The 26064-nt window shown below is 45.6% G+C and carries 22 protein-coding genes and 2 pseudogenes; 20 read left to right on the top strand and 4 right to left on the bottom strand.

The genetic code is table 11. From position 1 onward, the window contains the following. Positions 1-33: 33 nt before the first annotated feature. Positions 34-546, bottom strand: coding sequence for a DUF1572 family protein (locus BV455_RS02655; protein WP_081162729.1), 513 nt, complete (start codon positions 544-546; stop codon positions 34-36). 355 nt (positions 547-901) lie between these two features. Here BV455_RS02655 and BV455_RS02650 point away from each other — a divergent pair, with 355 nt between their 5' ends. Further along, complete coding sequence (locus tag BV455_RS02650; protein ID WP_218687736.1) at positions 902-1927, top strand: C40 family peptidase; 1026 nt, start codon at positions 902-904, stop codon at positions 1925-1927. Positions 1928-2174: 247 nt separating this feature from the next. On the opposite strand, the pseudogene BV455_RS02645 reads toward BV455_RS02650, so the two are convergent. Next, a pseudogene (locus tag BV455_RS02645) lies at positions 2175-3873 on the bottom strand (GMC family oxidoreductase). 407 nt (positions 3874-4280) lie between these two features. Here BV455_RS02645 and BV455_RS02640 point away from each other — a divergent pair. The 5 genes and pseudogenes from BV455_RS02640 to BV455_RS02620 all read left to right on the top strand — a co-directional run. After that, positions 4281-4571: a hypothetical protein gene (locus BV455_RS02640; protein ID WP_042410796.1), complete on the top strand. Its 291-nt coding sequence runs from the start codon at positions 4281-4283 to the stop codon at positions 4569-4571. 17 nt (positions 4572-4588) lie between these two features. Further along, positions 4589-5218 carry a YhbD family protein gene (locus BV455_RS02635; RefSeq protein ID WP_042410828.1) on the top strand — a complete coding sequence of 210 codons (630 nt, stop codon included), beginning with the start codon at positions 4589-4591 and terminating at the stop codon, positions 5216-5218. Between the two features lie 4 nt (positions 5219-5222). Further along, positions 5223-5927 carry a polymer-forming cytoskeletal protein gene (locus tag BV455_RS02630; RefSeq protein ID WP_218687735.1) on the top strand — a complete coding sequence of 235 codons (705 nt, stop codon included), beginning with the start codon at positions 5223-5225 and terminating at the stop codon, positions 5925-5927. Between the two features lie 13 nt (positions 5928-5940). Then, positions 5941-6672 (top strand): polymer-forming cytoskeletal protein, encoded by a 732-nt coding sequence (locus BV455_RS02625; protein WP_218687734.1) that lies wholly within the window; start codon positions 5941-5943, stop codon positions 6670-6672. A gap of 14 nt (positions 6673-6686) precedes the next feature. Beyond that, a pseudogene (locus tag BV455_RS02620) lies at positions 6687-6919 on the top strand (MFS transporter); the annotation flags it as partial. Between the two features lie 168 nt (positions 6920-7087). Here the strand turns inward: BV455_RS02620 and BV455_RS02615 are convergent. Next, the gene (locus BV455_RS02615; RefSeq protein WP_042410802.1) at positions 7088-8599 is read right to left on the bottom strand and encodes a glycine betaine uptake BCCT transporter; all 1512 of its coding nucleotides are present in this window, start codon (positions 8597-8599) and stop codon (positions 7088-7090) included. A 228-nt stretch (positions 8600-8827) separates the two neighbouring features. Here BV455_RS02615 and BV455_RS02610 point away from each other — a divergent pair, with 228 nt between their 5' ends. The 11 genes from BV455_RS02610 (at position 8828) to BV455_RS02560 (ending at position 22194) form a co-directional block, all read left to right on the top strand. Then, positions 8828-10180, top strand: a complete 1353-nt coding sequence (locus BV455_RS02610) for an MDR family MFS transporter (RefSeq protein WP_042410829.1) — start codon at positions 8828-8830, stop codon at positions 10178-10180. Between the two features lie 105 nt (positions 10181-10285). Continuing rightward, positions 10286-11977 (top strand): methyl-accepting chemotaxis protein, encoded by a 1692-nt coding sequence (locus tag BV455_RS02605; protein ID WP_017435039.1) that lies wholly within the window; start codon positions 10286-10288, stop codon positions 11975-11977. Positions 11978-12102: 125 nt separating this feature from the next. Continuing rightward, positions 12103-13050, top strand: coding sequence for a tRNA (adenosine(37)-N6)-dimethylallyltransferase MiaA (gene miaA, locus BV455_RS02600; protein ID WP_017435038.1), 948 nt, complete (start codon positions 12103-12105; stop codon positions 13048-13050). A 33-nt stretch (positions 13051-13083) separates the two neighbouring features. Further along, a complete protein-coding gene (gene hfq, locus BV455_RS02595; RefSeq protein WP_017435037.1) occupies positions 13084-13308 on the top strand; it encodes an RNA chaperone Hfq in 225 nt (74 codons plus the stop codon). A gap of 244 nt (positions 13309-13552) precedes the next feature. After that, on the top strand, positions 13553-14485 hold the full coding sequence (gene spoVK / locus BV455_RS02590) for a stage V sporulation protein K (protein ID WP_042410803.1): 933 nt from the start codon (positions 13553-13555) through the stop codon (positions 14483-14485). Positions 14486-14680: 195 nt separating this feature from the next. Continuing rightward, complete coding sequence (locus BV455_RS02585; protein ID WP_218687733.1) at positions 14681-16252, top strand: fatty acid--CoA ligase; 1572 nt, start codon at positions 14681-14683, stop codon at positions 16250-16252. A gap of 3 nt (positions 16253-16255) precedes the next feature. After that, the gene (locus tag BV455_RS02580) at positions 16256-17401 is read left to right on the top strand and encodes an acyl-CoA dehydrogenase family protein (RefSeq protein ID WP_042410806.1); all 1146 of its coding nucleotides are present in this window, start codon (positions 16256-16258) and stop codon (positions 17399-17401) included. Positions 17402-17416: 15 nt separating this feature from the next. Next, a complete protein-coding gene (locus BV455_RS02575) occupies positions 17417-18505 on the top strand; it encodes a CaiB/BaiF CoA transferase family protein (RefSeq protein WP_042410808.1) in 1089 nt (362 codons plus the stop codon). Beyond that, positions 18502-20121 (top strand): long-chain fatty acid--CoA ligase, encoded by a 1620-nt coding sequence (locus BV455_RS02570; RefSeq protein WP_218687732.1) that lies wholly within the window; start codon positions 18502-18504, stop codon positions 20119-20121. Before BV455_RS02575 ends, BV455_RS02570 begins: the two co-directional genes overlap by 4 nt. A 54-nt stretch (positions 20122-20175) precedes the next feature. After that, positions 20176-21027, top strand: a complete 852-nt coding sequence (locus BV455_RS02565; RefSeq protein ID WP_017435031.1) for a 3-hydroxyacyl-CoA dehydrogenase family protein — start codon at positions 20176-20178, stop codon at positions 21025-21027. Between the two features lie 18 nt (positions 21028-21045). Continuing rightward, a complete protein-coding gene (locus BV455_RS02560; RefSeq protein WP_017435030.1) occupies positions 21046-22194 on the top strand; it encodes a thiolase family protein in 1149 nt (382 codons plus the stop codon). 18 nt (positions 22195-22212) lie between these two features. Here BV455_RS02560 and BV455_RS02555 read toward each other — a convergent pair whose 3' ends face one another. After that, on the bottom strand, positions 22213-22848 hold the full coding sequence (locus BV455_RS02555) for a trimeric intracellular cation channel family protein (RefSeq protein WP_017435029.1): 636 nt from the start codon (positions 22846-22848) through the stop codon (positions 22213-22215). A gap of 166 nt (positions 22849-23014) precedes the next feature. On the opposite strand from BV455_RS02555, the gene hflX reads away from it, so the two are divergent. The 3 genes from hflX to BV455_RS02540 all read left to right on the top strand — a co-directional run bounded on the left by hflX (position 23015) and on the right by BV455_RS02540 (position 26024). Continuing rightward, positions 23015-24265, top strand: a complete 1251-nt coding sequence (gene hflX / locus BV455_RS02550) for a GTPase HflX (protein WP_017435028.1) — start codon at positions 23015-23017, stop codon at positions 24263-24265. 13 nt (positions 24266-24278) lie between these two features. Next, positions 24279-25547, top strand: a complete 1269-nt coding sequence (locus tag BV455_RS02545) for a methionine gamma-lyase family protein (RefSeq protein WP_042410816.1) — start codon at positions 24279-24281, stop codon at positions 25545-25547. A 75-nt stretch (positions 25548-25622) separates the two neighbouring features. After that, complete coding sequence (locus BV455_RS02540; protein ID WP_017435026.1) at positions 25623-26024, top strand: MerR family transcriptional regulator; 402 nt, start codon at positions 25623-25625, stop codon at positions 26022-26024. Positions 26025-26064 lie beyond the last annotated feature (40 nt).

Raw genomic sequence — 26064 nt, 5'->3', positions numbered from 1 at the left:
TCACTATCGCTCTCATTAGCAAAACAAAGCCAATTATTTATTTCTTTTTTTGGGGATCGTTAAGCTTTTCCAGTTATCAGATTTAAGTTGTTTCGCGATGTAAACGATTTGCCCAATATGATAAGAATAATGATACATTTGTCTTTCAATAGCTTCGATAACCGTATGAGGTTCGCTTCGAATATAAATGATCTGAAGGAGATGTTCTTCTTTAATCGTGTCTAAAGCTTTGAAGAATACATCCCACCCTTTATTCCAGACTTCGTATAACTCCTCACTACTTGAAATGGTATTTTCAAATTCGCTATCTCGATCTCTATATGGCTTTTCACCATCAGAATGTAAAAAATCTGTCCAGCGTGAAACCATATTTCCGCTCATATGCTTGACAATTACGGCTATACTGTTGGAGTTATCATTAGGAGACCAAAATAAGTCTTGGTCATCCAGCTGTTCGAATGTCTTTTCTGCTATATTTTTCATACTTTTAAACCGTGCCTTAATAACTCTTAAATATTCCGAAGCTACAGACTGATTATTGGACATAGTAACCATCCCCTTTAAAGATTTTGTTTAAAAATAAAATCTATATGAGATGTGATCGTGATAGCAAAATTTTCTAATGGTTTCTGCACAAAAAAGAAGCCAATTTATCACCCCACCTAGGCTTTGTTTGGAGATCTTCTTGATAAAATGATAAAATTTTTCAGTCAATACAAAAATAATAATACGAGGAAAAAAGATACTGCGAACGAAGCAATATTTTTTTATCTGTAATGGAAATGTAATAGATTTGTAACCACTTCTTATTGTTTTTGTTATAGATTAGAAATTTTTTTTAAATATAATGATTGACGTTAATAGAAATGTAATGTCCAAAGTACATCTTGGGGGGTACAACATGAAAAAATCATTTATTCTTACAGGTACAATTATAAGTTCTTTATTAGCAGGCCAAACTGCTTTCGCTAGTAATTATACTGTCCAAAAAGGCGATACGCTTTGGGAAATATCCAAAAAATACAACACTACTGTAGAAGCATTAAAACAAATGAATCATTTAACTTCTGATTTTATTTTCCCTGGACAAATATTAAAAGTTAACGAAAAGAAAGATACATATGTAGTGAAGCCTGGCGATACCTTAAGCAAAATTGCAAAGCAATTTAATACGACTGTTGCTGCGTTATTAAAGATGAATCCCGAAATTTCTAATCCAAATTTTATTAAGGCCGGTCAAACGATTCGCTTGTCTGGGGCGGTTCCATCTTCTGTTAAATCTGCTACTAAGGAATCAAGTGCTAATGGTTATTACATCGTTAAAGAAAGAGATACTCTTTCTAGCATCGCTAAAATGTTTCATACAACAGTTAGTTCATTGCTCGCTTTAAATCCGGAAATTAAGAATCCTAATTTTATTCGAGTGGGACAATCTATTAAAGTTACTGGAGAAAAAGCTCCTGCTCAATCTTCCAATCAAAAAATTTCTAAACCTTCCCCGGGTTCGATATCTACCACTCCTTCCAATAGCACAAAAGCTGTGAATTCTTCTTTGGCTGATCGAGTCATTCAAATTGGCGAAAAATATTTAGGTGCCAAATATTTATATGGTGCTAGTCCATCTCGCACAGATGCATTTGATTGCTCATCCTTTACTATGCGGGTATTTGGTGAAGCTGGAATTTCTTTGCCTCGCAGTTCGGCAGCACAATCACAAGCTGGCACGACAGTTTCTCTCAATCAGCTTCAAAAAGGAGATTTGCTCTTCTTTGATACAGATTTCAATGGAGCGATCAATCACGTTGGAATTTATGCAGGTAACGGCCAAATGTTAAATGCTACAGTTTCTAAAGGCGTCTCTTATGCATCAATCAATTCTTCTTATTGGAAAGAACGGTTTGTGAAAGCAGTACGTGTAATCAATTAATCTGTGAAAAGCAATCGAGTGTAAAATCGCCTAGGTTTTACACTCGATTTTTTGATGTATCAACAATGTATAAACGGTAAAATCGGACAAGTCGATCCCCCTTGGGCGCCAAGAGGTTTTTTGTGATACTGATTTCTTCTGACAAGTCTTATGTCAACAGCCGTTGAGATAGTTTTTCTCAACGGCCTGAAAAGAAGCTCTTTCCAAAACAAAAAGGGCTTCTTTTCTATTATCATCTTCATTCTTATCATTCAACATCTTCAAATTCCTCATCATCCACCACATATGGGGAAGGATCCTCTTGAATAAATCGTACCGCATTTAAACCGATCATCTGAGCAGGCATGGAAGTGTTACCATCTGGTAAAATAGGGCAGATGGAAAGATCAGCGACTTTAAGGTTTTTGGTACCAAAGACATTCAGGAATCCATCAACAACTCCTTCTTGAATATTCCTACCCATTCTACATTGCCCACCAAAATGAGCGAGATTATGATAAGAGGCCTTGACATAATTAGCAAGCAGGTTTCGCTTTTCTACCTCATTAGTTAAATGGAATATATTTTCAGGAGGGTATACAACCTTATAAATGCCGTCCGGATCTAGTTTACGAGCTCTCTTCATAATATTGAAAATCTGAATATACTGATCCACCATAAAATCTAAGTCATCAGGATTCTCCAGCGGATTAAGGTCAACGGATGGATAAGCTTCAGGGTCGCTATGGGCGACCATAATCGTGCCCCTGCTTTTAGGGTTAAGGTCGAAAATTCCAATACTCATTATATTACTTGATTTTTTCGGATCAAAATCCCAATTATTAATCATTACATCTTGAATAGGGACAAACGATGGTGTTGGGAGTCCAAATAATTGAAGGCGGCGCCCTCCTCCGTCTTCCCCTTTAAAAGCACCGAGTGTAAATGGCTGATCAGGATCAGCGGACATTACCTTTAGGAGTCGTGTTGTTTCTACTTCTACACCCATTCCAACAGCATAATGCGTTTGGAAATTGTAACCAACATTTGGACTCTTTACTAATGTTCGTATGCCTGCTTTACCCAAATCAGCTGGTCTCCCAATTCCCGAACGTTGTAGAATGACCGAAGAAAAATTGCCTGCAGAGACAATAATTCCTTTTCTTGCAAAAGCTCTTTGTGATCTCCCGTTCCTGACAAACTCAACGCCAATAGCAATGTTAACTCCTCTTTTTAACTGTTGTTTTTGTTAAAATGACCAACTTTCTCCCATTAACCCCAAATTCATCTGGATCGAACTCATCTCCTTGTGTGACAATATTTTTATTTAAATATCCGGTTGCAGTAGATGAACGGACAAACTTTCCATCTACCTCTTTGTTCAGAAATTGTGATTTGAAAAATGTACAATCTCTTATGCCCGTATTATAATCTTCAACAATTGGGATATCCAAAACATCTGATGTTGCTTTAGCTAAAATAGTTGTAAGTCCATTCTTAGGAATGATTTGTTGTCTAACAAAAATAGGGCCTTTTGTTCCCCGTTCGTTTGGTTCTTGTGTCTTTCCTGTATAGGTTTCATTTTTTTTGAATAATGAACGAATGTTTTTGTAGCTCCATTGAGATCCAACGAGATCTGCCCACTCATCATAAAGGTTTCTACTTCCACGTACTGCATACATTGCATTATGTTCTGAGCTTCCCCCAATTGCTCTGCCGCTTGCTAATCTAAGCTGACTGCTAATGGTTGGCTGCGTTTTAGAAAGAATATTAAATGAAAATCTGTTATCAGTAGATAAAGCACTTGATGTTGGACGAGAAGGACTACTTAGCTCGTTCGTCAAATTAGTTCCTGCTTCAAGGACGAGCACAGAAGTACGTTTGTCATCCGTTAATTCTTTGGCAATTACCCCTCCGGCAGTTCCAGCACCAATCACGATATAATCAAAAGGTTTTTTGGTTGACATGCTATCATTCCTTTCAATATAGGATTTAGAATAACCAATTCCATCCTTTACCCTTTCTGTGCTGAAATGATCGGATCGGATTGTTCACTTGTTGACTCATGGAAAAGTTCAGTGCTCATAGCACATACCATTTCTTCGGCATATAAACTTTGGTGTAACAAATTTAAAATTATGTTGCCAGTTGTTAACTCGATAAAATAGTAAGGATAAAAAATTGCTCCATTTATTAGAAAATTGGAACTTATATCGTCATATTTATGGCTAAACACCCAAATTGGTGCAATAAATGCGCTATCTGGAAGTAGATCTTCTTCTTGAGCGAACGGGTGCGTAGTGGAATAATGACGTTAAAACTTAAAGCTTGAGAACAGGTTTTCCTTAAGCTTGCAAGGCAATGAAAATGGAGGATGCCATGCAAAACCGTTCCTTCGTATGCGGTTTTGCATATCGACAATACAGCTATTCATGTAACGTTTCGCCAAGTACCGTATGACCCGCATCATTTTCTGCTTGCTTTTGAAAAGAAAAATGTTCCAGCACGCGAGTTGATTTTGCGGTGTTTTGTGGGAATCAGCATTGGAAAAAAGGTCAAACATACTAACTGCTTGACAACGCGTTCATTGGCAGCAGCAAAAAATGGAATCAACGTATTCCGTTTTTTTGTTTACAACGTAACATTGTTATGTTACATTATATAGTGTAGGAGGTGTTGATGGTGGAGGAGGAATTAATCTCGAAAAAAGAATTGCTGGAGCGGACAGGGATCTCTTATGGACAGCTATATCGGTGGAAACGGAAAAAATTAATTCCCGAAGAATGGTTTATTCGCAAATCGACATTTACGGGGCAAGAAACGTTTTTTCCAAAAGAAAAAATACTAGCGAGAATCGAAAAAATTAAACAGATGAAAGATGATCTGTCGCTCGATGAACTGGCAAATATGTTTTCTCCGAACCCTGCTGCGATTACTCTCCATAAGGACGAGATTATAAAACGTAACATTGTTTCGGAAATGTCGCTGCAATTCTATATGGAACAAAAAGGGGAGCGACACACTTTTTCCTTCACTGAACTGCTGCAGCTCTATATTCTTGATCAATTGCTGCAAACAGGGGAAATTAGTTTGGAAGAAGGAAAAAGCGTATTCGATGTATTCGAGAAATATTATGCCGCCTTCCAAGGCCGGAGTTGTGAATTGCTTTTCCTGCGAAAAATGGGAGTAGCAATATGTCTATTAGTAGCAAGCGGAAATGATGTATATGTTGAAGAAAAGGCGAAAATCATTGTTCGTCTTCATGTGCCGACTTATGTAGAGCAATTAAAACTGATGATGTCGGAGGGATAAACAGATGGAACGGAAGGATTTAGTTATATCTGGTGCTGGAAGTGCTTCAGGCGGTCTATATAATTTGGTCAAAATTTCTGGAACAGGAAAGGTGCATGGGGATATCGACTGCAATGATATGGCGATTCACGGGACGGCGACAATGGAAGGAAACGTGAAAGCAAAGGCGGTGCATATATCCGGAAAAGCCCGCGTTACGGGATCATTGAAAACGGAACATGTAAAAATTAGTGGAAGCGCACAGATTGGCGCAGGTGTACAATGCAAACAATTTGATTGTCACGGAAGCGCAAATGTAGATGGGAATTTATCGGCGGACGAAGTGCATATTCATGGAGAAACAGTAATTAAGGGGAACTGTGACGCGGAACAATTTCAAGCGAGAGGGGAATTTTCTGTTGGAGGTTTATTAAATGCGGGGACCATTCAAATAAAGCTTTTCGGACATTGCCAGGCAAAAGAAATCGGCGGGGAACGCATCGAAGTAAAACAACAAGGAATAACATTTTTAAAAAAGCTGTTATTTCATATTGGTCTGACCGCCGAAAGCATCGAAGGGGATGAAATTTATTTAGAGCATACGAGCGCGAAAGCAGTCAGAGGCAACCGGGTGACGATCGGTCCCGGATGCGACATTGAAGTCGTGGAATATCAAGGCGAGTTTCAATGTGATCCGGGCGCGAAAGTCGGTACGTATAAAAAAGTGTGAAGGAGGGATAAACGTGGGAAATCATGTGCGCCATTTAACCGTAAACGGATCGGCACTTACTTCGGGCGGAACGTTTCATAAAGTGACGATTCGCGGGGATGCAACGATTAACGGCGATTTATTGTGTGACCGCTGCAAAGTGTTTGGCAATGCCGATGTAAGTGGCAACATCGAGACGAAGTTGCTTAACATTTTTGGCCAAGCGAACATACGGGGAAATGTTCAAGGAGAAACGATAAAGCTATTGGGAGAAATGAATATACGCGGAAATGCCGCGGCATCCGATTTTCATCTCCGCGGTGCCGCTCATGTAGATGGCGATGTAACAGGAGGAATGATTCACGGTTACGGAGAAATGAAAGTGTCCCGCGATTGCGAAGCAGATGTTTTTTCGGTCACAGGCGCGGTGGAAATTGGGAACATCCTAAACGCGGAGCAAGTCGAATTGTATCTTCATTTTGCCGACAGCCGCATCTTCGAAATTGGCGGGAAAACGATTCGCGTCAAACGAAGTAAAGCATTGAATATTCTTCACTTTTTGAAACGATTTGCTCCTGATTCGGCAAAGTTAAAAGCGGAAATGATTGAAGGGGACGACATTTATTTAGAACATACCAAAGCCAAAATCGTCAGGGGGGATCGCATCATCATTGGTCCAGGATGTGACATTGATCTTGTTGAATATCACACAAGTTTTCAGCAAGATGAAAAAGCAATCGTGAAAGAAAAAAGAAAGCGATCATAAGGAAGAAGAAAAAAATGAGAAGAAACGAAACAAGCATGAAATGGGTAGTATTGGGACTGCTCATTGGCATTTTTGTCGCTTCGATGGACAATACGATCGTTGCGACGGTGATGGCGACGATTGTCGCGGATTTAGAGGGCTTGATAAGTTTGTTTGGGTGACGTCCGCGTATATGGTGACGGAAATGGCAGAGATGCCGATTTTCGGGAAACTTTCCGACATGTACGGACGGAAGCGGTTTTTTATCTAGCTTAATCCCAGCAGCACTGATGCTTATGTTCGTCTTTTTCATGACAAACGACCGGCTTGCATCGATGCATGCCGCACAGCAAGGCAAGGTGCAAGTCGGGAAGGAATAAGTATCTCGCAAAAGAAAAAGCGAATGCCGGCAATGCGCAGCATTCGCTTTTTTTTTTTATATTCGTTTTTTGGCAATCGGTTCTTTTTGAAACGAACGAATTAATGAGATGACGATCAAAATCATAATGATCGCAAATGGAAATGCCGCAACAATCGATGCGGTTTGCAGCGCCTGTAAACCGCCTGTCCAAAGCAGGATCACGGCTGCGGCTGATTGCGCGATTCCCCAAATAAATTTGACGGAATTTGGCGGGTTCAACATCCCGTTTGTTGTTTGCATACCGAGAACGAACGTAGCCGAATCCGCTGACGTGACAAAGAACGTACAAATTAATAAAATCGCTAATCCCGATAAAATCGTGCCAAACGGAAATTGTTGCAGCATGAAAAACAATGCGGTTTCCATCCCTTTGTCATTCATGACATCGATGATGCTGATATGTTGAAACCGTTCTAAATATAACGCCGAGCCGCCAAAGACGGAAAACCATAAGGCACTAAATACGGTCGGAACGGCTAACACACCGATCATAAATTCACGTATAGTACGACCTCTTGAGATGCGGGCAATGAACGTTCCGACAAACGGTGCCCACGCGATCCACCATGCCCAATAAAAAATCGTCCACGATTTTGGCCAGTCGCTTTGCTCAAACGGTGTCAACCGAAAACTCATGGACGGCAAGTTTTGTAAATAAGTTCCAATCGTTGTAGTAAACACATCCATAATAAAGCTCGTTGGACCGACAAACAGCAAAAACAGCATAAGCCAAACCGCAAGAGCGATATTCGTGTCGCTCAATATTTTGATTCCTTTATTTAATCCCGTTTGCGCAGAAGTCATAAACAAAAATGTAACAACAATAATAATGATGAGTTGTGTTATAAAATTATTCGGTATGGCTGGAAATAAACGCGATAATCCTCCGCCAATCTGAATCGCTCCGAGCCCTAGTGAAGTAGCAACGCCAAATATCGTCGCATATACAGAAAGCGTATCAATGGTGATGCCGACAGCGCCATTCACTTTATCGCCAAATATTGGCCGCAATAGGCGGCTAATGACACCCGGTTCTTTTTTGCGAAATTGGAAATACGCAAGTGCCAGCGCAATTACACCGTAAATTGCCCACGGATGCAGCCCCCAATGGAAAAAGGCGTACCGCATCGCTAGGCGCGCCGCTTCCGGCGTTCCTCCTTCTCCGGCAGGCGGCGTATGGTAGTGAGAAATAGGTTCAGCCACCCCCCAAAACACTAACCCGATTCCCATACCGGCACTAAATAACATCGCAAACCATGTTGCGCTGCTATATTCCGGCTTCTCATCGTCCTCACCAAGACGAATATTGCCGTACTTCGAAAAGATTAAAAATAAACAAAAAACAAGAAATGTTGTCGCTGCCAATAAATAAAACCAGCCAAATCGATCAATTAAAAAGGAATGTACTGCCGTACTGACAGCGCCTAAGTTATAATCAGGCAGTTTACTTGCGGGTATTACTCCCCAAATAATAAATAAAATGACAATTATAATAGAAATGTAAAACACGGTCGATACTTTCCTCATCTTATCCCTCCTTGTAATCTTTGTTTAATGGGTGCCGATGAGGATCGTGTTAGCGTTTTCGGGTGTCGGAGAAGGAAAGAAAAAAGTTTTCCATTTCTATGGTAACGAAAAAATATAGAAATGGCAATGGATTTGCTTTGATATGGAAACAAGCATTTTTTTTGTAGGAAAACGATGATATCGTGTAAAATAAATTACTCATGGTAAATAAAAAGGGGGGTAGGCATGGTGAATAGCAGAATATCCGTAATGGCAAGCATTGTGCTAGCGATGCTCGTGGCATCGATGGATACGACGATCATGAATACGACGATGCCGATTATTGCGAAAGAACTCGGAGGGTTTTCTCTTTATGCTTGGGCGTTTGCTTCCTATATGATCACAACGACCGTTCTTTCTCCAATTGCAGGGAGACTTTCCGATATTTTTGGGAGAAAGAAAGTGTTTAGCTTCGGTATTATTTTATTTCTAATCGGTTCGCTTCTTTGTGGGATGTCGCAAAATATGGTCCAGCTTGTTGTATTCCGCGCGCTGCAAGGAATTGGCGCTGGCTTTATGATGCCGTTTCCGGCCATCATTGCCGGGGATTTATTTCCAATTGAAAAGCGCGGCAAAATTCAAGCGTTTTTTACGGCAATGTGGGGGATTTCCGCTGTTCTTGCGCCGCTGTTAGGATCGTTGTTTGTCGAATACGCATCATGGCGCTGGATTTTTTATATTAATATCCCGATTTGCTTGCTTTCGTTACTCACGCTATTGCCATATAAAGAAGTGTACGAACCGAAGCGAACATCGATTGACTATATCGGAGCGGTATTATTTGCGGCCGCAATCAGCCTGCTTCTATTGATGACGGTGGTCAAAAGCAACCAGTGGATGTATGGCGTCATTGGCGCTGTGTTATTAGTTGTTTTTTACTTATATGAAAAAAAGCAAACGTCTCCGCTTGTTCCATTGGCGCTTGTCCAGCATAAAACGCTAAAATGGATGAACATCAACGGATTTGTCAGTTGTGTCGCTTTATTTGGCACGTCTAGCTACATTCCGCTATTTTTGCAAAATATCGCGCATAAAACAGTATTTGTGAGCGGCCTCGCTCTTTTAGGCATGTCGATTGGCTGGATGATTGCGGCTGTGCCGGCGGGAAAATGGATTTTACGCTATGGGTATCGCATTTTATTGATTATCGGAAACGTTCTGCTTGTGCTTTCTGGACTATTGCTTGCACTTTTAAATGAAAGCCACGGATTTTTATATGTCTTTTTTGCCATGTTCATTCAAGGGCTATCGTTCGGATTGACGTCTACTGTCGGCATCATCGGCTCGCAGCAGCTGGCTGATGCGCATGAAAAAGGAATCGCTACTTCGTTTTTTATGTTTTGCCGCAACATCGGCACGGCAATTGGTGTAACGATTATGGGCGCCTTTTTAACGAAAGCAGCTGGATTTATGACAGGCATCCATCATCTCTTTTTATTTGGATTTATCGGTAGCATTGTGGCTCTACTAACATCGTTTCTCATTCGGGATGAATCCGAACAGGAAAAAAATAATTTGCTTCGTTCGGGAGAAATGGTCTAAATATTTGGCATTATATGCCGATAATAAAGAAGGGAAGGTCATTCCCTTCTCTTTTTTTTGCAGATGGAGTGCTACATGATGCGAATGAATGGGGGGATCCGAACGATGAAGATGACGGTCCGAAAAAAATTGTATGCAGTATTTGCCGTCGTATATATGCTGTTAATCGCTCTCGTTGGCATTGCTTATTACGAGATTTCTACTATTAATGCTAGTTATACGCACCTTTTAAATGACAAAGTTCCAAAACTTGTAAATGTCAAACAGTTAGAAATTTTGATCCGGCGCGAACAGGGGAGCATGCGCGGCTATTTGCTTAGCGGCGATCAAACATCATTGACAAACTTTACGAAAGCGCACAATGAATATGAAAAGCTAAGCAATGAACTCGCGAAAACGTTGACAAAGACGGAAACAAAAAAGTTGCTCGCGCAGTTGGATGAGCTGGAACAGCAGTTTTACGAACTAGGGCAACAAATGTTTCAATTAAAAGAGGAAAATAATGTGGCGGCTTATACACAGTTAATGACAACGACAGGAAGGAATATTACTTCACAATTTGATGAAGTGGCACGGCAGCTGACGGAAATCCAGCAAACAGATATGAATCAGGCCAACAAGGATACCACGTCAGAAGCGGCATCTCTTAAAGTATGGATGATTATGATCGGAGTCATGGCGCTCGCTATCGGCAACATCATTACCATTTATATCAGCCGCATTCTTTCTCGCCCGCTCCTCACTCTTTCCGAAGCTGCAAAACGAATTGCCGATGGCGATTTGACTGGGGAGGAAATTGTGATTCATAACCGCGATGAAATCGGCGAACTGGCGGCGTCTTTTAACCAAATGGCGAAAAATTTGCGCGATGTATTAGAAAAAGTAGCGGTGAGTGCCGAACAAGTCGCAGCGTCTTCCGAACAATTGACGGCAAGTGCGGAACAGACGAGCAAGGCGACGGAACAAATTGCGTTCACGATTCAAAATGTTGCTTCGGGTGTGGAAAAGCAAGTGCAAAGCGTAGAAAAAACAGCAGAGACGATCGATCAAATGTCCGAGGGAATTCAGAAAATTTCCGAACGTGCCCAAAACGTGTCGGCGATTGCGCTGCAAACGTCGGAAAAAGCATCAGAAGGCGGAAAGACGATTCAAACGGCTGTCGCGCAAATGAATACAGTAAATCATACGGTGGAGCGCCTTGCTGGGATTGTAAAAGGATTAGGAGACCGCTCCGAACAAATCGGCAAAATTATTGAAGTGATCAGTGGAATTGCGGAACAGACGAACCTTTTGGCGTTGAACGCGGCGATTGAAGCGGCGCGGGCGGGCGAACATGGACGAGGATTTGCTGTGGTGGCTGATGAAGTGCGAAAATTGGCCGAGCAATCGGCGCAATCAGCACGACAAATTGCTTCGTTAATTGCGACGATTCAAAAGGAAACAAACGAGGCTGTTCAATCGATGGAGACGGTGCTAAAAGAAGTGGAAACTGGTACCGGAGCCATCCGCATATCTGGAGAAGCTTTTCAACAAATCCAGACGGCTGTCCATGAAGTCGCGGCGCAAATTCAAGACGTTTCCGCTTCTGTTCAACAAATGTCAGCGGCTGCGGAACAAGTAGTACAGTCGATGCAGCTAGTGACGCAGATTGCTGAATCCGCCGCTTCGGGAACGCAAGAAGTGTCCGCAGCAACGGAAGAACAGCTCGCTTCCATGGAGGAAATTTCAGCTTCCGCTGCTTCCTTATCGAAAATGGCGGAAGACGTACAATCACTTTTAAAACGATTCAATATGTAGCGAACGTCCATGACGACGTTCGTTTTTTCATGTTTTTGCAACGAAAAATACATGCAAAATTTTTGTGTATTTGGATATAATAAATAAATGTACATATTGCTAAAAAGAAAGTAGTGGAGCTGCCGATGGGAGAGAAGCTTGTCGTCATCATTGGACCGACCGCCGTCGGGAAAACGAAATTAAGCATCGCTTTAGCAAAGCGGTTAAATGGGGAAATCATCAGCGGGGATTCGATGCAAATTTACAAAGGAATGGACGTCGGAACGGCAAAAATTAAACCGGAGGAGATGGAAGGGATTCCACATCATTTGCTTGACATTAAAGAACCGTGGGAATCGTTTTCCGTCGTGGAATTCCAGCAGCTTGCCCGCTCGCTTATTCATGAAATTTCCGCGCGCGGGCGCCTGCCGATGATCGTCGGCGGCACCGGGCTATATATTCAATCGGTCATTTATGATTACCAATTTTCTGCTGCTCCTTCCGATGAAGCATATCGCCGCCAGTTGCGAAAGATTGCCGAGGAGAAGGGAGAACAAGCATTGTATGAAAAATTGAAAGCCGTTGATCCGGAAAGCGCCGCACGCATTCATCCGCACAATATCCGCCGCGTCATCCGCGCACTGGAAATATATCATTGCACAGGCAAGACGATGACGGAATGGCAGCGCGGACAAACGAAACAACTTGTTTATGATGCCGCCATCGTCGGGCTGACGATGGAACGGGAACAATTGTACCGACGCATCAACGAACGGGTCGAGCAAATGCTTGCCGAAGGGCTGCTGGAAGAAGCGAAGGCATTATATGACCGCGGCATTCGCGATTGCCAATCTGTGCAGGCGATCGGCTATAAAGAACTGTATGACTATTTTGATGGGCGCGTTTCCTTAAAAGAAGCAATCGAACAGTTGAAGCAAAACTCACGCCGCTATGCGAAACGGCAGTTGACATGGTTTCGCAACCAAATGCCTGTTCAATGGTTCGATATGACTGATGTATCGAAGTTCGATGAGAAAACAGAGGAAATTTTTCAATACATAGCAGGAAAGCTTCAATTAGAAGCGAATATATAAAATTAGCTAGAGAGAAAAAGAGGAGGACGTTTTATGAAAAATTCCATTAACATTCAAGACCAGTTTTTAAATCAGTTGCGCAAAGATGGAACACAAGTCACCGTATATTTACTAAATGGCTTTCAGCTGCGCGGTTACGTCAAAGGGTTTGACAATTTTACCGTTTTGCTGGAAGTCCAAGGAAAGCAGCAGCTCATTTATAAACATGCGATTTCGACATTTGCCCCGGAAAAAAACATTCAGTTTGAAACAGAATAAATGCGTTTTATATAACGAATGGAAACCAAAAGTGCCCGTCTGAACAGGCGGGCACTTTTTTACGCGTAAAAATCGGTTATGCTGAATAAAATATACAAACTTGTATTCCTTGCCAAACTATGCTGCTTGCTTGTTTCTTTTACTTGGGCGATTGTCACGAATCGGCGGTGAAAGACGTATACTGATAAATAACGAAGCGGTGAAAAAGGCAGCCACGAAAATGGTGAAGTGAGGTGACACCCCATTGTCGGAATTAACGATGAACAAGGCAAAAGGACAAATTAACATTGTTCTCAATTCGAAAAATATTAATCATCTAGTAAAAGAGGACCGACATGATTTCATTAATTATGAAGAGCATCAAGCGTTAAAAAATATTCAAAAAGAACTCGATCAGCTGATCGGGCTCGATCATGTAAAAAAAATCATTAAAGAAATTTACGCGTGGCTTTATATTAACAAAGTCCGCAAAGAAAACGGCTTAAAATCGAATAAACAAGCGCTCCATATGATTTTTAAAGGCAATCCTGGCACAGGAAAAACGACGGTGGCGCGGCTGTTAGGAAAATTGTTTTTTGAAATGAACGTGCTTTCCAAAGGGCATTTTATCGAAGCGGAACGAGCCGATTTAGTCGGTGAATATATCGGACATACTGCGAATAAAACGAGGGACTTAATCAAAAAAGCGCGCGGCGGGATTTTGTTTATTGATGAAGCATACTCGCTTGCCCGCGGCGGGGAAAAAGATTTCGGCAAAGAGGCGATTGATACGCTTGTTAAAGGAATGGAAGACTATTGCGATGATTTGGTTGTCATTTTGGCGGGCTATCCGAAAGAGATGGACTATTTTTTATCATTAAATCCAGGCTTGCCGTCCCGTTTTCCGTTAACGATCGAGTTTCCAGATTATACGGTCGATGAGCTGGTGAAAATTGCAAAACAGATGCTGCGTGAACGGGAATATGAGTTTACGCCGGAAGCGGAACGGAAATTATATGGCCATATTGAAGAAGTGCTTGAAACAAACCAGCGCGGCAAGTTCAGCAACGGACGCTACGTCCGCAACTTAATTGAAAAGGCAATCCGCAAACAGGCGGTGCGCCTTCTGCACGAAGGGAGATATGATAGAAAGGAACTGATGCTGATCCGCGACCGTGATCTCGTCATCAGTTCCTAAAAAGGAAGGGGAAATCCCTTTCTTTTTTTGTGCAACAGAAAGGATTTTGCGAGCATATGCCGAATAAATAAGCAAGGGGAAGCGGGAGCGGAATATTTTGAATAATTTGTATATTTTATCATTTTTGCATATTACCGTCCGCTCCTTGATATGTTATAGTAATGATACTTTAAAGGGATAAAGGGGGTATGGCGCTTGTACATGACGATCGGGGAAGTATTTTCCCAGACGGTGCGGAAATTTCCGAAAAAAGAAGCGGTCGTCGATATCATGAAAGGACGCCGCTATACGTATGAGCAATGGGAACAGGAAGTAAACCGCCTCGCCAACGCGCTGCTTGAAGCAGGAGTGCAAAAAGGAGACCGGGTATCCACCGTTTTGTACAATACGCTTGAACTTGGGACGGCGTTTTTCGCCTGTGCAAAAATCGGCGCCGTGTTCAACCCGATTAATTTTCGTTTGAAGTCAAAAGAAATCGCTTACATTCTTGAAGATGCGATGCCAAAAGTCGTCTTGTTCGAGAAGGCAGTGGAGCCGCAAATGACGGGCATTCATGGTCAATTCCCGCACATTTCGTTTTGGTACATTGACGACGATACACCATCATATGCTGCCAATTACCACGTGCTTGTCAGCAATGCGCAAGCAACCGCTCCTTCGATGGATGTATCAGAAAATGACATTTATGTGATGATGTACACCAGCGGCACGACCGGATGGCCAAAAGGGGTGATGCACCGTCATCGCGATATGATTGAACAGAGCATGATTTGCAATGCGGTCATGAGCATTCGCGATACGGACCGCGGGCTTGTCAGCGCTCCAATGTTTCATTGCGCGGAGCTGCATTGCTGCTTTTTGCCGCGCGTGCATGCCGGTGCGACGAATGTCATTCTTCATCATTTTGACCCGAAGCTTGTCTTAAAAACGATCGAGCAGGAACGCATTACGTTATTGTTTGCCGCGCCAACAATGTGGAATATGCTGTTGCAGGAAAATGTAAGCGATTACGATTTATCCTCGCTCCGTCTCGGATTGTACGGCGCCGCCCCGATGGCTCCGGTTCTTGTGAAAGAATGTCAAGAGAGGCTGGGCATCCAGCTTATTCAAGCGTACGGCATGACGGAAATGGGGCCGGCGGTGACGTTTTTGCTAGAAGATGAACAATTGACAAAAGCCGGTTCGGCCGGCCGCGCCTGCCTGAACCATGAAATTCGCGTCGTCAGGCCGCAGGAAGACGGTCCGTCCGATCCGGATGAAGTGCTGCCGCCAGGGGAAGTCGGCGAGATCATTATGCGTGGTCCGTGTATGATGGTCGGCTATTACAACCGCGAAGAAGCGACGGCAAAGGCGATGTATAAAGGATGGTATCATTCCGGCGACTTAGGCTATATCGATGAAGACGGCTACCTGTATGTCGCAGACCGCGTCGATGACATGATTATTAGCGGCGGCGAAAACGTCTACCCGCGCGAAGTGGAAGATGTGCTGTACGAACACCGCGGCGTGCTCGATGTCGCTGTTGTCGGCGAGCCGGATGAAAAGTGGGGCGAAAAAGTCGTGGCGTTTGTCGTCAAAAAAGACCCGGATGTTACCGCAGAGGAGCTGGAGCAATTTTGCAAAAACAGCGACCGCCTCGCTCCTTATAAACGGCCGCGCGCCTATTACTTTGTCGATACCCTTCCGCGCAATGCAAGCGGGAAAATTCAAAAATTTTTGCTTCGCAGACAAATGAAAAACGCGGCGAAAAGCGGAAAAGAGGGATGACCAATGACAGCTCGCTACTTACGCGAAGAGCATCACATTTTCCGGGACGCCTTTCGCAAGTTTTTGGAAAAAGAGGCATATCCATACTATGAAGAATGGGAGAAACGCGGGATCATCCCCCGCTCCTTTTGGGCGAAAATGGGCGAAAACGGCTTTCTTTGCCCATGGGTCGATGAACAGTACGGCGGCTTTAACGCCGATTTCGCCTATTCGGTCGTGATCAATGAAGAGCTAGAAAAAGTTGGATCTAGCATGGTCGGCATCGGCTTGCATAACGATATCGTCGTTCCATACCTTGCCTCTTACGGAACGGAAGAGCAAAAACGAAAGTGGCTGCCAAAATGCGTATCCGGTGAAATTATTACGGCGATCGCGATGACCGAGCCGGGAGCGGGATCGGACTTAGCCGGCATTTCAACAACGGCGGTCAAAGACGGTGATTACTATATCGTCAACGGGCAAAAAACATTTATTACCAACGGCATCCACGCCGATTTAATCATCGTTGCCTGCAAAACCGATCCGAATGCCAAACCGCCGCACCGGGGCATCAGCCTGCTTGTCGTCGAGCGCGATACACCAGGGTTTACGCGCGGCCGCAAGCTTGAAAAAGTCGGGCTGCGCGCGCAAGATACGGCCGAATTGTTTTTTAATGATGCGAAAGTGCCAAAAGAAAACTTGCTTGGTGAAGAAGGAAAAGGCTTTTACTACTTAATGGAAAAGCTCCAGCAAGAGCGGCTGGTGGTGGCAATCGCCGCACAGACGGCGGCGGAAGTGATGTTTGAGCTGACGAAGCAATATGTCATGCAGCGGTCGGCGTTTGGAAAACGCATTAGCGAGTTTCAAACCGTTCAATTCCGCCTTGCCGAAATGGCGACGGAAATTGCTCTCGGACGGACGTTTGTCGACCGTGTCATTGAAGAACATATGCAAGGAAAAAATGTCGTCACACACGTGTCGATGGCGAAATGGTGGATTACGGAAATGGCGAAGCGAGTCGCCGCCGAGAGCATGCAGCTGCACGGCGGCTACGGCTATATGGAAGAATACGAGATTGCCAGACGTTACCGCGACATTCCGGTCAGCGCGATTTATGCCGGAACGAATGAAATGATGAAAACCATCATTGCAAGAAACTTGGATTTATAGAAAGAAGGTGGCTTTGTGTTAAACGGAATTACAGTCATCGATTTTTCCCACTACCTGCCCGGCCCATTTGCCAGCCTTCGCCTTGCTGATTTAGGCGCTGAAGTCATTAAAATCGAACCGCCTGCCGGCGACAGACTGCGCTCGCTTGCCGATGAGTGCGTGTTTCACGCCAATAACGCAGGCAAAAAAAGCATCGCATTAAATTTAAAAAATGAACGGGATCTGCAAACAGCAAAAAGTCTGGTTTCTAAAGCCGATGTTCTTATCGAAAGCTTCCGCCCGGGGGTCATGGAGCGGCTCGGGCTAGGATATGACAATGTGCGCGAGTGGAATGACACAATCATTTACTGCTCGATCAGCGGCTTCGGCCAGCATAGCCGGTATGCGTCTTTCGGCAGCCACGATCTAAATTATATGGCGCTTACCGGCGTGTTGGCTCAGTTAAAAGATAGACAAGGCCGTCCTGTCCATCCGACGATTACGCTTGCCGATTTAATCGGGAGCATCCATGCTGCCGAACAAATTCTTGCCGCCTTGTTTTACCGCGAGCGGACCGGAAAAGGAACGTACATCGATCTGTCCTTAGTCGATGGCTTGCTGTCGATGATGGCCAACCATTTTGCCATAGAACATCAGACTGGTAGAAAAAACGGCATCACCGAGCTTGCCGGCACGATCGTGTCTTATCAGCTGTATGAGACGAAAGACGGCCGCTATGTCAGCCTCGCCGCCTTGGAAAGGAACTTTTGGGAAAACTTTTGCCGCGCCGTCGGCAAGCCGGAATGGATTGCGCATCATTATTCGCCGGCGGACGAAGCCAACCATGTTTATCAAGAAATCGTAAACCTGTTCCGGTCGAAAACGATGAAGGAGTGGCTGGAGTTTAGCCAAACGGTCGATTGCTGTCTTGCGCCCGTGCTCGAAACGGATGAGGCGAAAACAATGTTTGCGGATGACCGTTACCGCAAGATGATCCACATCACAGACGGGCGCATCGAAGTGGCTACCCGCTACGGGCCAAACACATTGCAAAAACGGAAAAGAGCGCCATTATTGAATGAACATGCGAATCCATTGCGAAATGAAGGAGTGATGAGGAAATGATGAAGACGCAATTGAATATTTCAACGATGTTAGAAAGAGCGGAAATGTTCTTTCCGACGAAACAAGTCGTTTCCCGCCTGAAGCACGGCATCGTCCGCCATACATATAAGGAAATTGGCGAACGGACAAGACGGCTTGCCAGTGTCTTGGCCGATTTCGGCGTTTCCGTCGGCGACCGCGTCGGAACTTTTGCCTGGAACCATCACCGCCATTTGGAAGCGTATTTTGCCATCCCGGGCATCGGCGCGGTGCTTCATACGATTAACATCCGTCTCTCGCCTCAGCATATCGCCTATATTATTAACCACGCCGACGACCGCGTGCTGCTTATTGATGATGATTTGCTTCCGGCAATTGAGGCAGTGAAAGACGAGATTCCGAACGTGCGCGCGTTTATCCTGATGACCGATAAAGAAGAGCTTCCAGAAACGAAGCTTTCCCCTGTCTATCATTATGAAAAACTATTGGAGCAAGGAGACCCGTCCTTCCCGTTTAAAAAAGATTTGGATGAATATCAGCCGGCGGGAATGTGCTATACGTCGGCGACAACGGGAAATCCAAAAGGCGTCGTATATACACACCGCAGCACCGTCTTGCATAGCATGGCGCTCGGGCTTGCCGATACGCACGGGCTTTGCGAGCGCGATGTCGCGATGCCGGTCGTACCGATGTTCCACGTTAATGCATGGGGGATTCCGTTTGCCGCCACATGGTTCGGCGCGACGCTCGTCATGCCGGGGCCGGCGTTTACGCCTAAAGTACTGGCGCAATTAATCGAGTCGGAAAAAGTGACGATCACCGCCGGAGTGCCGACAATTTGGCTCGGCCTTCTGCAAGAGTTAGAGAAAGGCAATTACGATGTAAGCAGCTTGACGCGCGTCATTTGCGGCGGTGCAGCGGCGCCAAAAGGCATCATCTGCGCATTCGAAGAGAAGTATCATATTCCGTTTATTCACGCCTACGGCATGACGGAGACAAGCCCGCTCGTATTAGTATCGCGCCTGAAAAGCTATCAGCAAGATCTGCCGTATGAAGAAAAGCTCGAATTCCGTGCGAAGCAGGGCATTCTCGTCCCAGGCCTGGAAATGAAAATCGTCGGCAAAGAAGGCGAAGTAAACTGGGACGGAAAAGAAATGGGCGAACTATGTTTGCGCGGCCCTTGGATTGCCGGTGAATATTACGATGACGAGCGGACAAAAGAAGCGTTTCGTGACGGCTGGCTGCACACGGGCGATGTTGTCACCGTTGATGAGGAAGGGTTTGTGAAAATTGTTGACCGGACAAAAGATGTGATCAAAAGCGGCGGGGAATGGATTTCTTCCGTTGATTTGGAAAACGCGCTCATGGCTCATGAAGCGGTGTTTGAAGCGGCGGTCGTCGCCGTTCCGCATCCGAAATGGCAGGAGCGCCCGATTGCCTGCGTCGTGCTGAAAGAAGGAAAAACAGTCACGAAAGAAGAGCTGTATGACTTTTTGCGGCCGCAGTTTACGAAATGGTGGCTGCCGGACGATATCGTCTTTATGAAAGAAATACCGAAAACGAGCGTAGGAAAATTTTTGAAACGGAAACTGCGTGAAGAGCTGCAAAACTATTATTCTAGTACGAATGCTCAATAACAAATAATGTGCTATAAACGAGCGATAGACTTGACTTTGAATGGGGGAGATGTTATGGCAAAGACGATTGCTGTTGTTGGAGCTGGATTAATGGGAAGCGGCATCGCCCAGTCGCTCGCGATGGCGGGCAAAGAGGTCCGTTTATATGATATTTCCGAGGCGGCCCTTGACAAAGGGCTTGCTTCGATACAAAAAAGCCTTTCCCGGTTTGTAAAAGCGGGAAAATTATCGGAACAGGATGCAAAGCAAACGCTGCAGCGCATTCGTACCGCTACCGGTTTGCAAGAAGCGGTGCAAGACGTGGATGTCGTCATTGAAGCGGTGCCGGAAGATTTAACGTTAAAGAAAGACGTTTTTCAACAGTTAGACCGTTATACGAAACAGGAAGCGATTTTGGCGACGAACACGTCCGAGCTAAGCGTTACGGCGCTTGCTGCGGCGACGGCAAGGCCGGATAAAGTGATCGGCATGCATTGGTTTAACCCTGCGCCGGTAATGAAGCTCATTGAAATCGTCAAAGGCGAGACGACATCCGATGATACGGTGGCGGCGATTCAGCGCCTGTCCGAAGAAATTGGCAAAGAAACGGTCATCGTCAAAGACCGGCAAGGATTTGTCACGACAAGGGCGATTGCCGCGCATATGATCGAATGCATCCGCATGTATGAGGAAGGGATCGCCTCTGCCGAAGATATCGACAAAGCGGTCCGCCTCGGTTTGAATTATCCGATGGGGCCGTTAGAGCTTGCTGATATGGTCGGACTGGACACGATGCTGTTTGTCAGCGAAAACTTAACGGAAGCATACGGGGACCGTTTCCGGGCGCCGCAGCTGCTGCGCAAGCTAGTTGAAGCAGGATATTTAGGAAGGAAAACAGGAAGAGGATTTTATACGTACAATGAATAGACGCGAGGGGGAAAGCCGATGAGAGAAGTGGTGATTGTCGAAGCGGTGCGCACGCCGGTCGGCAAACGCAACGGCGTGTTCCGCAACGTCCATCCTGTCCATTTAGCGGCGACGGTACTCGATGAAGTAGTGAAAAGAGCAGGAGTAGAAAAACGGTTAGTCGAAGACATCGTCATGGGCTGTGTGACGCCGATTGCCGAACAAGGCTACAACATCGGCCGGCTCGCTGCGCTCGAGGCAGGATTTCCCGTCGAAGTGCCGGCGGTGCAAATCAATCGGATGTGCGGATCAGGACAGCAGGCCATTCATTTCGCTGCTCAGGAAATCCGCTCGGGCGACATGGACATTACGATTGCCGCCGGAGTCGAAAGCATGACGAAGGTGCCGATTTTAAGCGACGGCAACGAACATACGATTCCGCCATCGCTCCATGAAAAATACGAATTTGTCCATCAGGGCGTTTCCGCCGAGCTAATCGCGGAAAAGTATGGTTTAACGCGCGAACAGCTTGACGCCTACGCATACGAAAGCCATCAGCGCGCTCTTCGCGCCCAGCAGGAAGGAATATTTGACAAAGAAATCGTGCCGGTAAAAGGACTCGATAAGGAAGGAAACGAAATCATCGTCACCAAAGATGAAGGGCCGCGTCCGGATACATCCCCGGAAGCGCTTGCTTCCTTGAAGCCCGTTTTCCGGGAAAACGGCAAAATTACCGCCGGCAATGCGAGCCAAATGAGTGACGGAGCGGCAGCGGTGTTATTGATGGAAAAGGAGGTGGCTCAAAAGCTTGGTGTAACGCCAAAAGCGCGCATCGTCGTGCAGACGGTCGTCGGCTCCGACCCGACCTATATGCTTGACGGCGTGATTCCGGCGACAAAAAAGGTGCTTGAAAAGGCAGGATTAACGATTGAGGATATCGATTTAATTGAAATTAACGAAGCATTTGCCCCTGTTGTATTGGCATGGCAAAAAGAAATCGGCGCGCCGCTCTCTAAAGTAAACGTCAATGGCGGCGCCATTGCGCTCGGCCATCCGCTAGGGGCGACAGGGGCAAAATTAATGACTTCGCTCGTTTACGAACTGGCGCGGCGCAATGGCCGATATGGGCTGTTGACGATTTGCATCGGCCATGGGATGGCGACGGCGACGATTATCGAACGACTGTAACGAAAAAACCGGCGTGCATCATACGCCGGTTTTTTGAGGTTGATCGACAGCCTGATTCCTTAGCGAACGGTGCGGCAGTTGCCAATGGTACGTATACGATAAAATCCTTAATAGCGCGACGACAACAAACAATAGATAAAGCTCAAAAGGGGTGGACGCCAATTTTGTGCCAACCGCGATGCCGGCGACAATCGCCCATACCGCATAGATTTCCGCGCGCAGCACAAGCGGCTTTCGGCCGGCAAGAATGTCGCGGACAATGCCGCCGCCGCTTCCGGTCAGCACGGCGGCAACAATGACCGCACTTAACGGGTGATTCATTTTAACAGCGTACAGCGCGCCTTGAATGGCAAATGCGGAAAGGCCGAGCGCATCAAAAAAGTTTCCCCACCGTTTCCAATGGGGCAATGTTTTTTGCGGAAATAAATAAACGACTGTCATGGCGATCAAGGCGATGACAAATAAAAATCCTTGTTCCCATAAAGCAGAGACGGGAACGCCGATGAGCAAATTGCGGATCGCGCCGCCGCCAAACGCGGTGACAATGCCTAAAATATAAACGCCAAGTATATCATATTCTTCTTCCATCGCAACAATCGCGCCGCTGATCGCAAACGCAATCGTGCCGATGATGCTTAACACTTCCCATGTCATCTATGCATCCCTTTCCTTCCTGTCATACGGTAACATTGTATGGCGAAGGGAGCGGAAAATCAATAGCTGGAACAAGAATGTTTGCTGCAAAGGCCGTAGCGATTTTGCCGCAGATTTGCTATGATGGAGACAGACTCAGTCATGCTGCTGGAAAGAAGGTGCCTAATTGAGCGAACGGGAGAAAGCGATTTTAGTCGGATGCCAGCTTCCTCATATCGATGATGAGCGGTTTTTTTATTCGATGGAAGAATTGGCATCGCTCGTGCATACGGCAAACGGAGAAGTGGTTGCGACGGTGACGCAGAAACGGGAAGCGATCCATCCGGCCACCTATATCGGAAAAGGAAAAGTAGAAGAACTTGTACATCTTGTCGAGCAAACGGAAGCGGATCTCGTTATTTTTAACGATGAACTGTCGCCAAGCCAAAACCGCAACTTGGCGAGACAGCTGGCGGTGCGCATTATTGACCGGACCCAGCTTATTTTAGATATATTCGCCCAGCGCGCCCGGTCGAAAGAAGGAAAACTGCAAGTAGAGCTGGCGCAATTGCAATATTTATTGCCGCGTTTAGGCGGACAAGGGACAGCGTTGTCCCGCCTTGGCGGCGGAATCGGCACGAGGGGGCCGGGGGAAACGAAGCTAGAAACGGATCGCCGCCATATTTACCGGCGCATCGATGAGATTAAAACACAATTGAAACTGGTAGCCGAACATCGCGAGCGCTATCGGGAGCGCCGCAAAAAAAATCGCGCTTTTCAAATTTCTCTTGTCGGTTATACGAACGCAGGAAAATCAACGTTGTTTAATCGTTTGACCGCTGCCGATTCGTTCGAAGAAAATTTATTGTTTGCCACCCTTGATCCGCTGACGCGCAGGCTCATTCTTCCGAGCGGCTATACGGTGCTCTTAACCGATACGGTCGGTTTTATTCAAGATTTGCCGACGACGTTAGTCGCGGCGTTTCGTTCGACGCTGGAAGAAGTAAAAGAAGCGGATCTAATTTTGCATATCGTTGATTCCTCCAACCCGGATTATTATCATCATGAACAGACGGTTTACGATCTGCTCGATGAGCTTGGTGTGGCGTCTATTCCTATTGTGACTATTTATAATAAGCAGGATATTCGCCATCCTCATTTTGTGCCAAGCACGGAAACGGAAGCGATGATGGTGAGCGCATTTTGTGCCGATGATATTCGGCGCCTGCGGCAGTTTATCGAAGAGATGGTCAAGAAACAGATGGTCGGCTATTACGTATCGATCCCGGATGATGAAGGAAAATTGCTGGCTCAGTTGAAATCAGAAACGATTTTGCACGAATTGCACTATAATGAAGAAAGCGGCATGTATGAATGCAAAGGGTATGTCATGCCAAAACATCCGCTATACGGACAGTTGCGTCAATTTCAAAAATAGAAAGGGTCATCGTATGTTTACACAGCTGCGACATGGAGAAAAAATTGCTGCACTAGTAAAAGAAGTGGAAGCGCAAATTGCTCCGATTCATCAAAAAATTGACGAACGCATTGATGTGAATCAATATCGCGTGTTAGACAGCTTTCGCCGCCATCAAGTCAGCGACAGCCATTTTATTCCGTCTACCGGATATGGTTATGATGACATCGGCCGCGATACACTGGGACAAATTTATGCCGATGTATTCGGCGGCGAAGCAGGCATTGTCCGCCCGCAAATCATCTCTGGGACGCATGCGATTACAATCGCATTATTTGGCATTTTGCGTCCGGGAGATGAGTTATTGTACATTACTGGAAACCCATATGATACGCTCGAAGAAATCATCGGCATCCGTGGCAGCGGCAGCGGCTCGCTAAAAGAATTTCAGATCAGTTACCAAAGCGTGCCGCTCACCCCGGAAGGGAAGGTGGATTTCGCTGCCGTCAAAGCGGCCATCCATGAGCGGACGAAAATGATCGGCATTCAGCGTTCAAGAGGCTATGCGACAAGACCATCCTTTACGATTGAAGAAATTCGCGAAATGATTTCTTTTGTCAAAACCGTGAAGCCCGATGTCGTCGTTTTCGTTGACAATTGCTACGGAGAATTTGTCGAGGAAAAAGAACCGTGCCATGTCGGCGCCGATTTAATCGCCGGCTCTCTCATTAAAAATCCCGGCGGGGGGCTTGCGAAAACAGGTGGTTATATTGTCGGGAAAAAACAATATGTAGAGGCCTGTTCGTACCGCATGACTTCACCGGGGATCGGTGCGGAGGCGGGACCGGCGTTATATAGCCTGCATGAAATGTATCAAGGCTTTTTCCTAGCGCCGCATATCGTCGGCCAGGCGCTAAAAGGGGCGGTTTTCACGGCTGCGATGTTAGAACGGATCGGTCTAAACACGGATCCTTCCTGGAATGCGGAGCGCACCGATTTAGTGCAATCTGTCCAGTTTGACGATCCAGAGCAAATGATCGCTTTTTGCCAGGCGATTCAATTTTCCTCTCCGGTTAATGCCCACTTCACCCCGTACCCAAGCTATATGCCTGGCTACGAGGATGATGTGATTATGGCAGCAGGAACCTTTGTCCAAGGAGCGAGCATTGAATTAACGGCGGACGGGCCGATCCGCCCGCCGTATGTGGCTTACGTACAAGGAGGATTAACGTATTCCCATGTAAAAATCGCGATTTGTTCGGCGATTGACCAATTAATCGAAAAGCAATTAATTCGTTTGTAAGAAAATCTAACATTTTGTTGACACATTTTCTGACAGGTTGTAAAATGAAACTATCATAAGCGAGGAGGAATTGGCATGAATAGCAACATCCGTCGTTCCATGCCATTGTTTCCGATTGGGATTGTGATGCAATTGACCGAATTGTCCGCCCGCCAAATCCGTTATTATGAAGAGCATGGCCTCGTTTCTCCAGCACGAACCGAGGGAAACCGCCGCTTGTTTTCCCTCAACGATATCGATCGCCTTCTTGAAATCAAAGATTTGATTGATCAAGGAGTCAACTTGGCCGGCATTAAGCAAATTTTTGCGTCGCGGCAGGCCGATCGCAAAGAGCAGCCAGAAAAAGTGGAAAAAGTCGTGAAACAGAAACTATCGGACGAGGAGCTGCGCGAAATTTTGCGAACGGAGCTGCTGCAGGCGGGGCGTTTCCAACGTGCATCACTTCGCCAAGGAGATCTCGCTCGCTTCTTTCATTAATGATCGTTGGCAGTAAAAAATTGGGAGCCGGGGAGGAGTT

The organism is Parageobacillus caldoxylosilyticus, assembly GCF_019272935.1.
GTDB classification, from domain to species: domain Bacteria; phylum Bacillota; class Bacilli; order Bacillales; family Anoxybacillaceae; genus Saccharococcus; species Saccharococcus caldoxylosilyticus.
The sequence above is the reverse complement of the archived record's forward strand: the minus strand, read 5'-3'. Positions and strand labels throughout refer to the sequence as shown.

Coding starts and splice junctions, on each gene's coding strand:
- BV455_RS02540 (WP_017435026.1), top strand. CDS start 25,623: ATGAATAGCAACATCCGTCGTTCCATGCCATTGTTTCCGATTGGGATT.
- BV455_RS02615 (WP_042410802.1), bottom strand. CDS start 8,599: ATGAGGAAAGTATCGACCGTGTTTTACATTTCTATTATAATTGTCATT.
- BV455_RS02580 (WP_042410806.1), top strand. CDS start 16,256: ATGACAGCTCGCTACTTACGCGAAGAGCATCACATTTTCCGGGACGCC.
- BV455_RS02560 (WP_017435030.1), top strand. CDS start 21,046: ATGAGAGAAGTGGTGATTGTCGAAGCGGTGCGCACGCCGGTCGGCAAA.
- BV455_RS02545 (WP_042410816.1), top strand. CDS start 24,279: ATGTTTACACAGCTGCGACATGGAGAAAAAATTGCTGCACTAGTAAAA.
- hfq (WP_017435037.1), top strand. CDS start 13,084: ATGAAAAATTCCATTAACATTCAAGACCAGTTTTTAAATCAGTTGCGC.
- BV455_RS02555 (WP_017435029.1), bottom strand. CDS start 22,848: ATGACATGGGAAGTGTTAAGCATCATCGGCACGATTGCGTTTGCGATC.
- BV455_RS02565 (WP_017435031.1), top strand. CDS start 20,176: ATGGCAAAGACGATTGCTGTTGTTGGAGCTGGATTAATGGGAAGCGGC.
- BV455_RS02570 (WP_218687732.1), top strand. CDS start 18,502: ATGATGAAGACGCAATTGAATATTTCAACGATGTTAGAAAGAGCGGAA.
- BV455_RS02655 (WP_081162729.1), bottom strand. CDS start 546: ATGTCCAATAATCAGTCTGTAGCTTCGGAATATTTAAGAGTTATTAAG.
- miaA (WP_017435038.1), top strand. CDS start 12,103: ATGGGAGAGAAGCTTGTCGTCATCATTGGACCGACCGCCGTCGGGAAA.
- BV455_RS02630 (WP_218687735.1), top strand. CDS start 5,223: ATGGAACGGAAGGATTTAGTTATATCTGGTGCTGGAAGTGCTTCAGGC.
- BV455_RS02605 (WP_017435039.1), top strand. CDS start 10,286: ATGAAGATGACGGTCCGAAAAAAATTGTATGCAGTATTTGCCGTCGTA.
- BV455_RS02650 (WP_218687736.1), top strand. CDS start 902: ATGAAAAAATCATTTATTCTTACAGGTACAATTATAAGTTCTTTATTA.
- BV455_RS02640 (WP_042410796.1), top strand. CDS start 4,281: ATGCCATGCAAAACCGTTCCTTCGTATGCGGTTTTGCATATCGACAAT.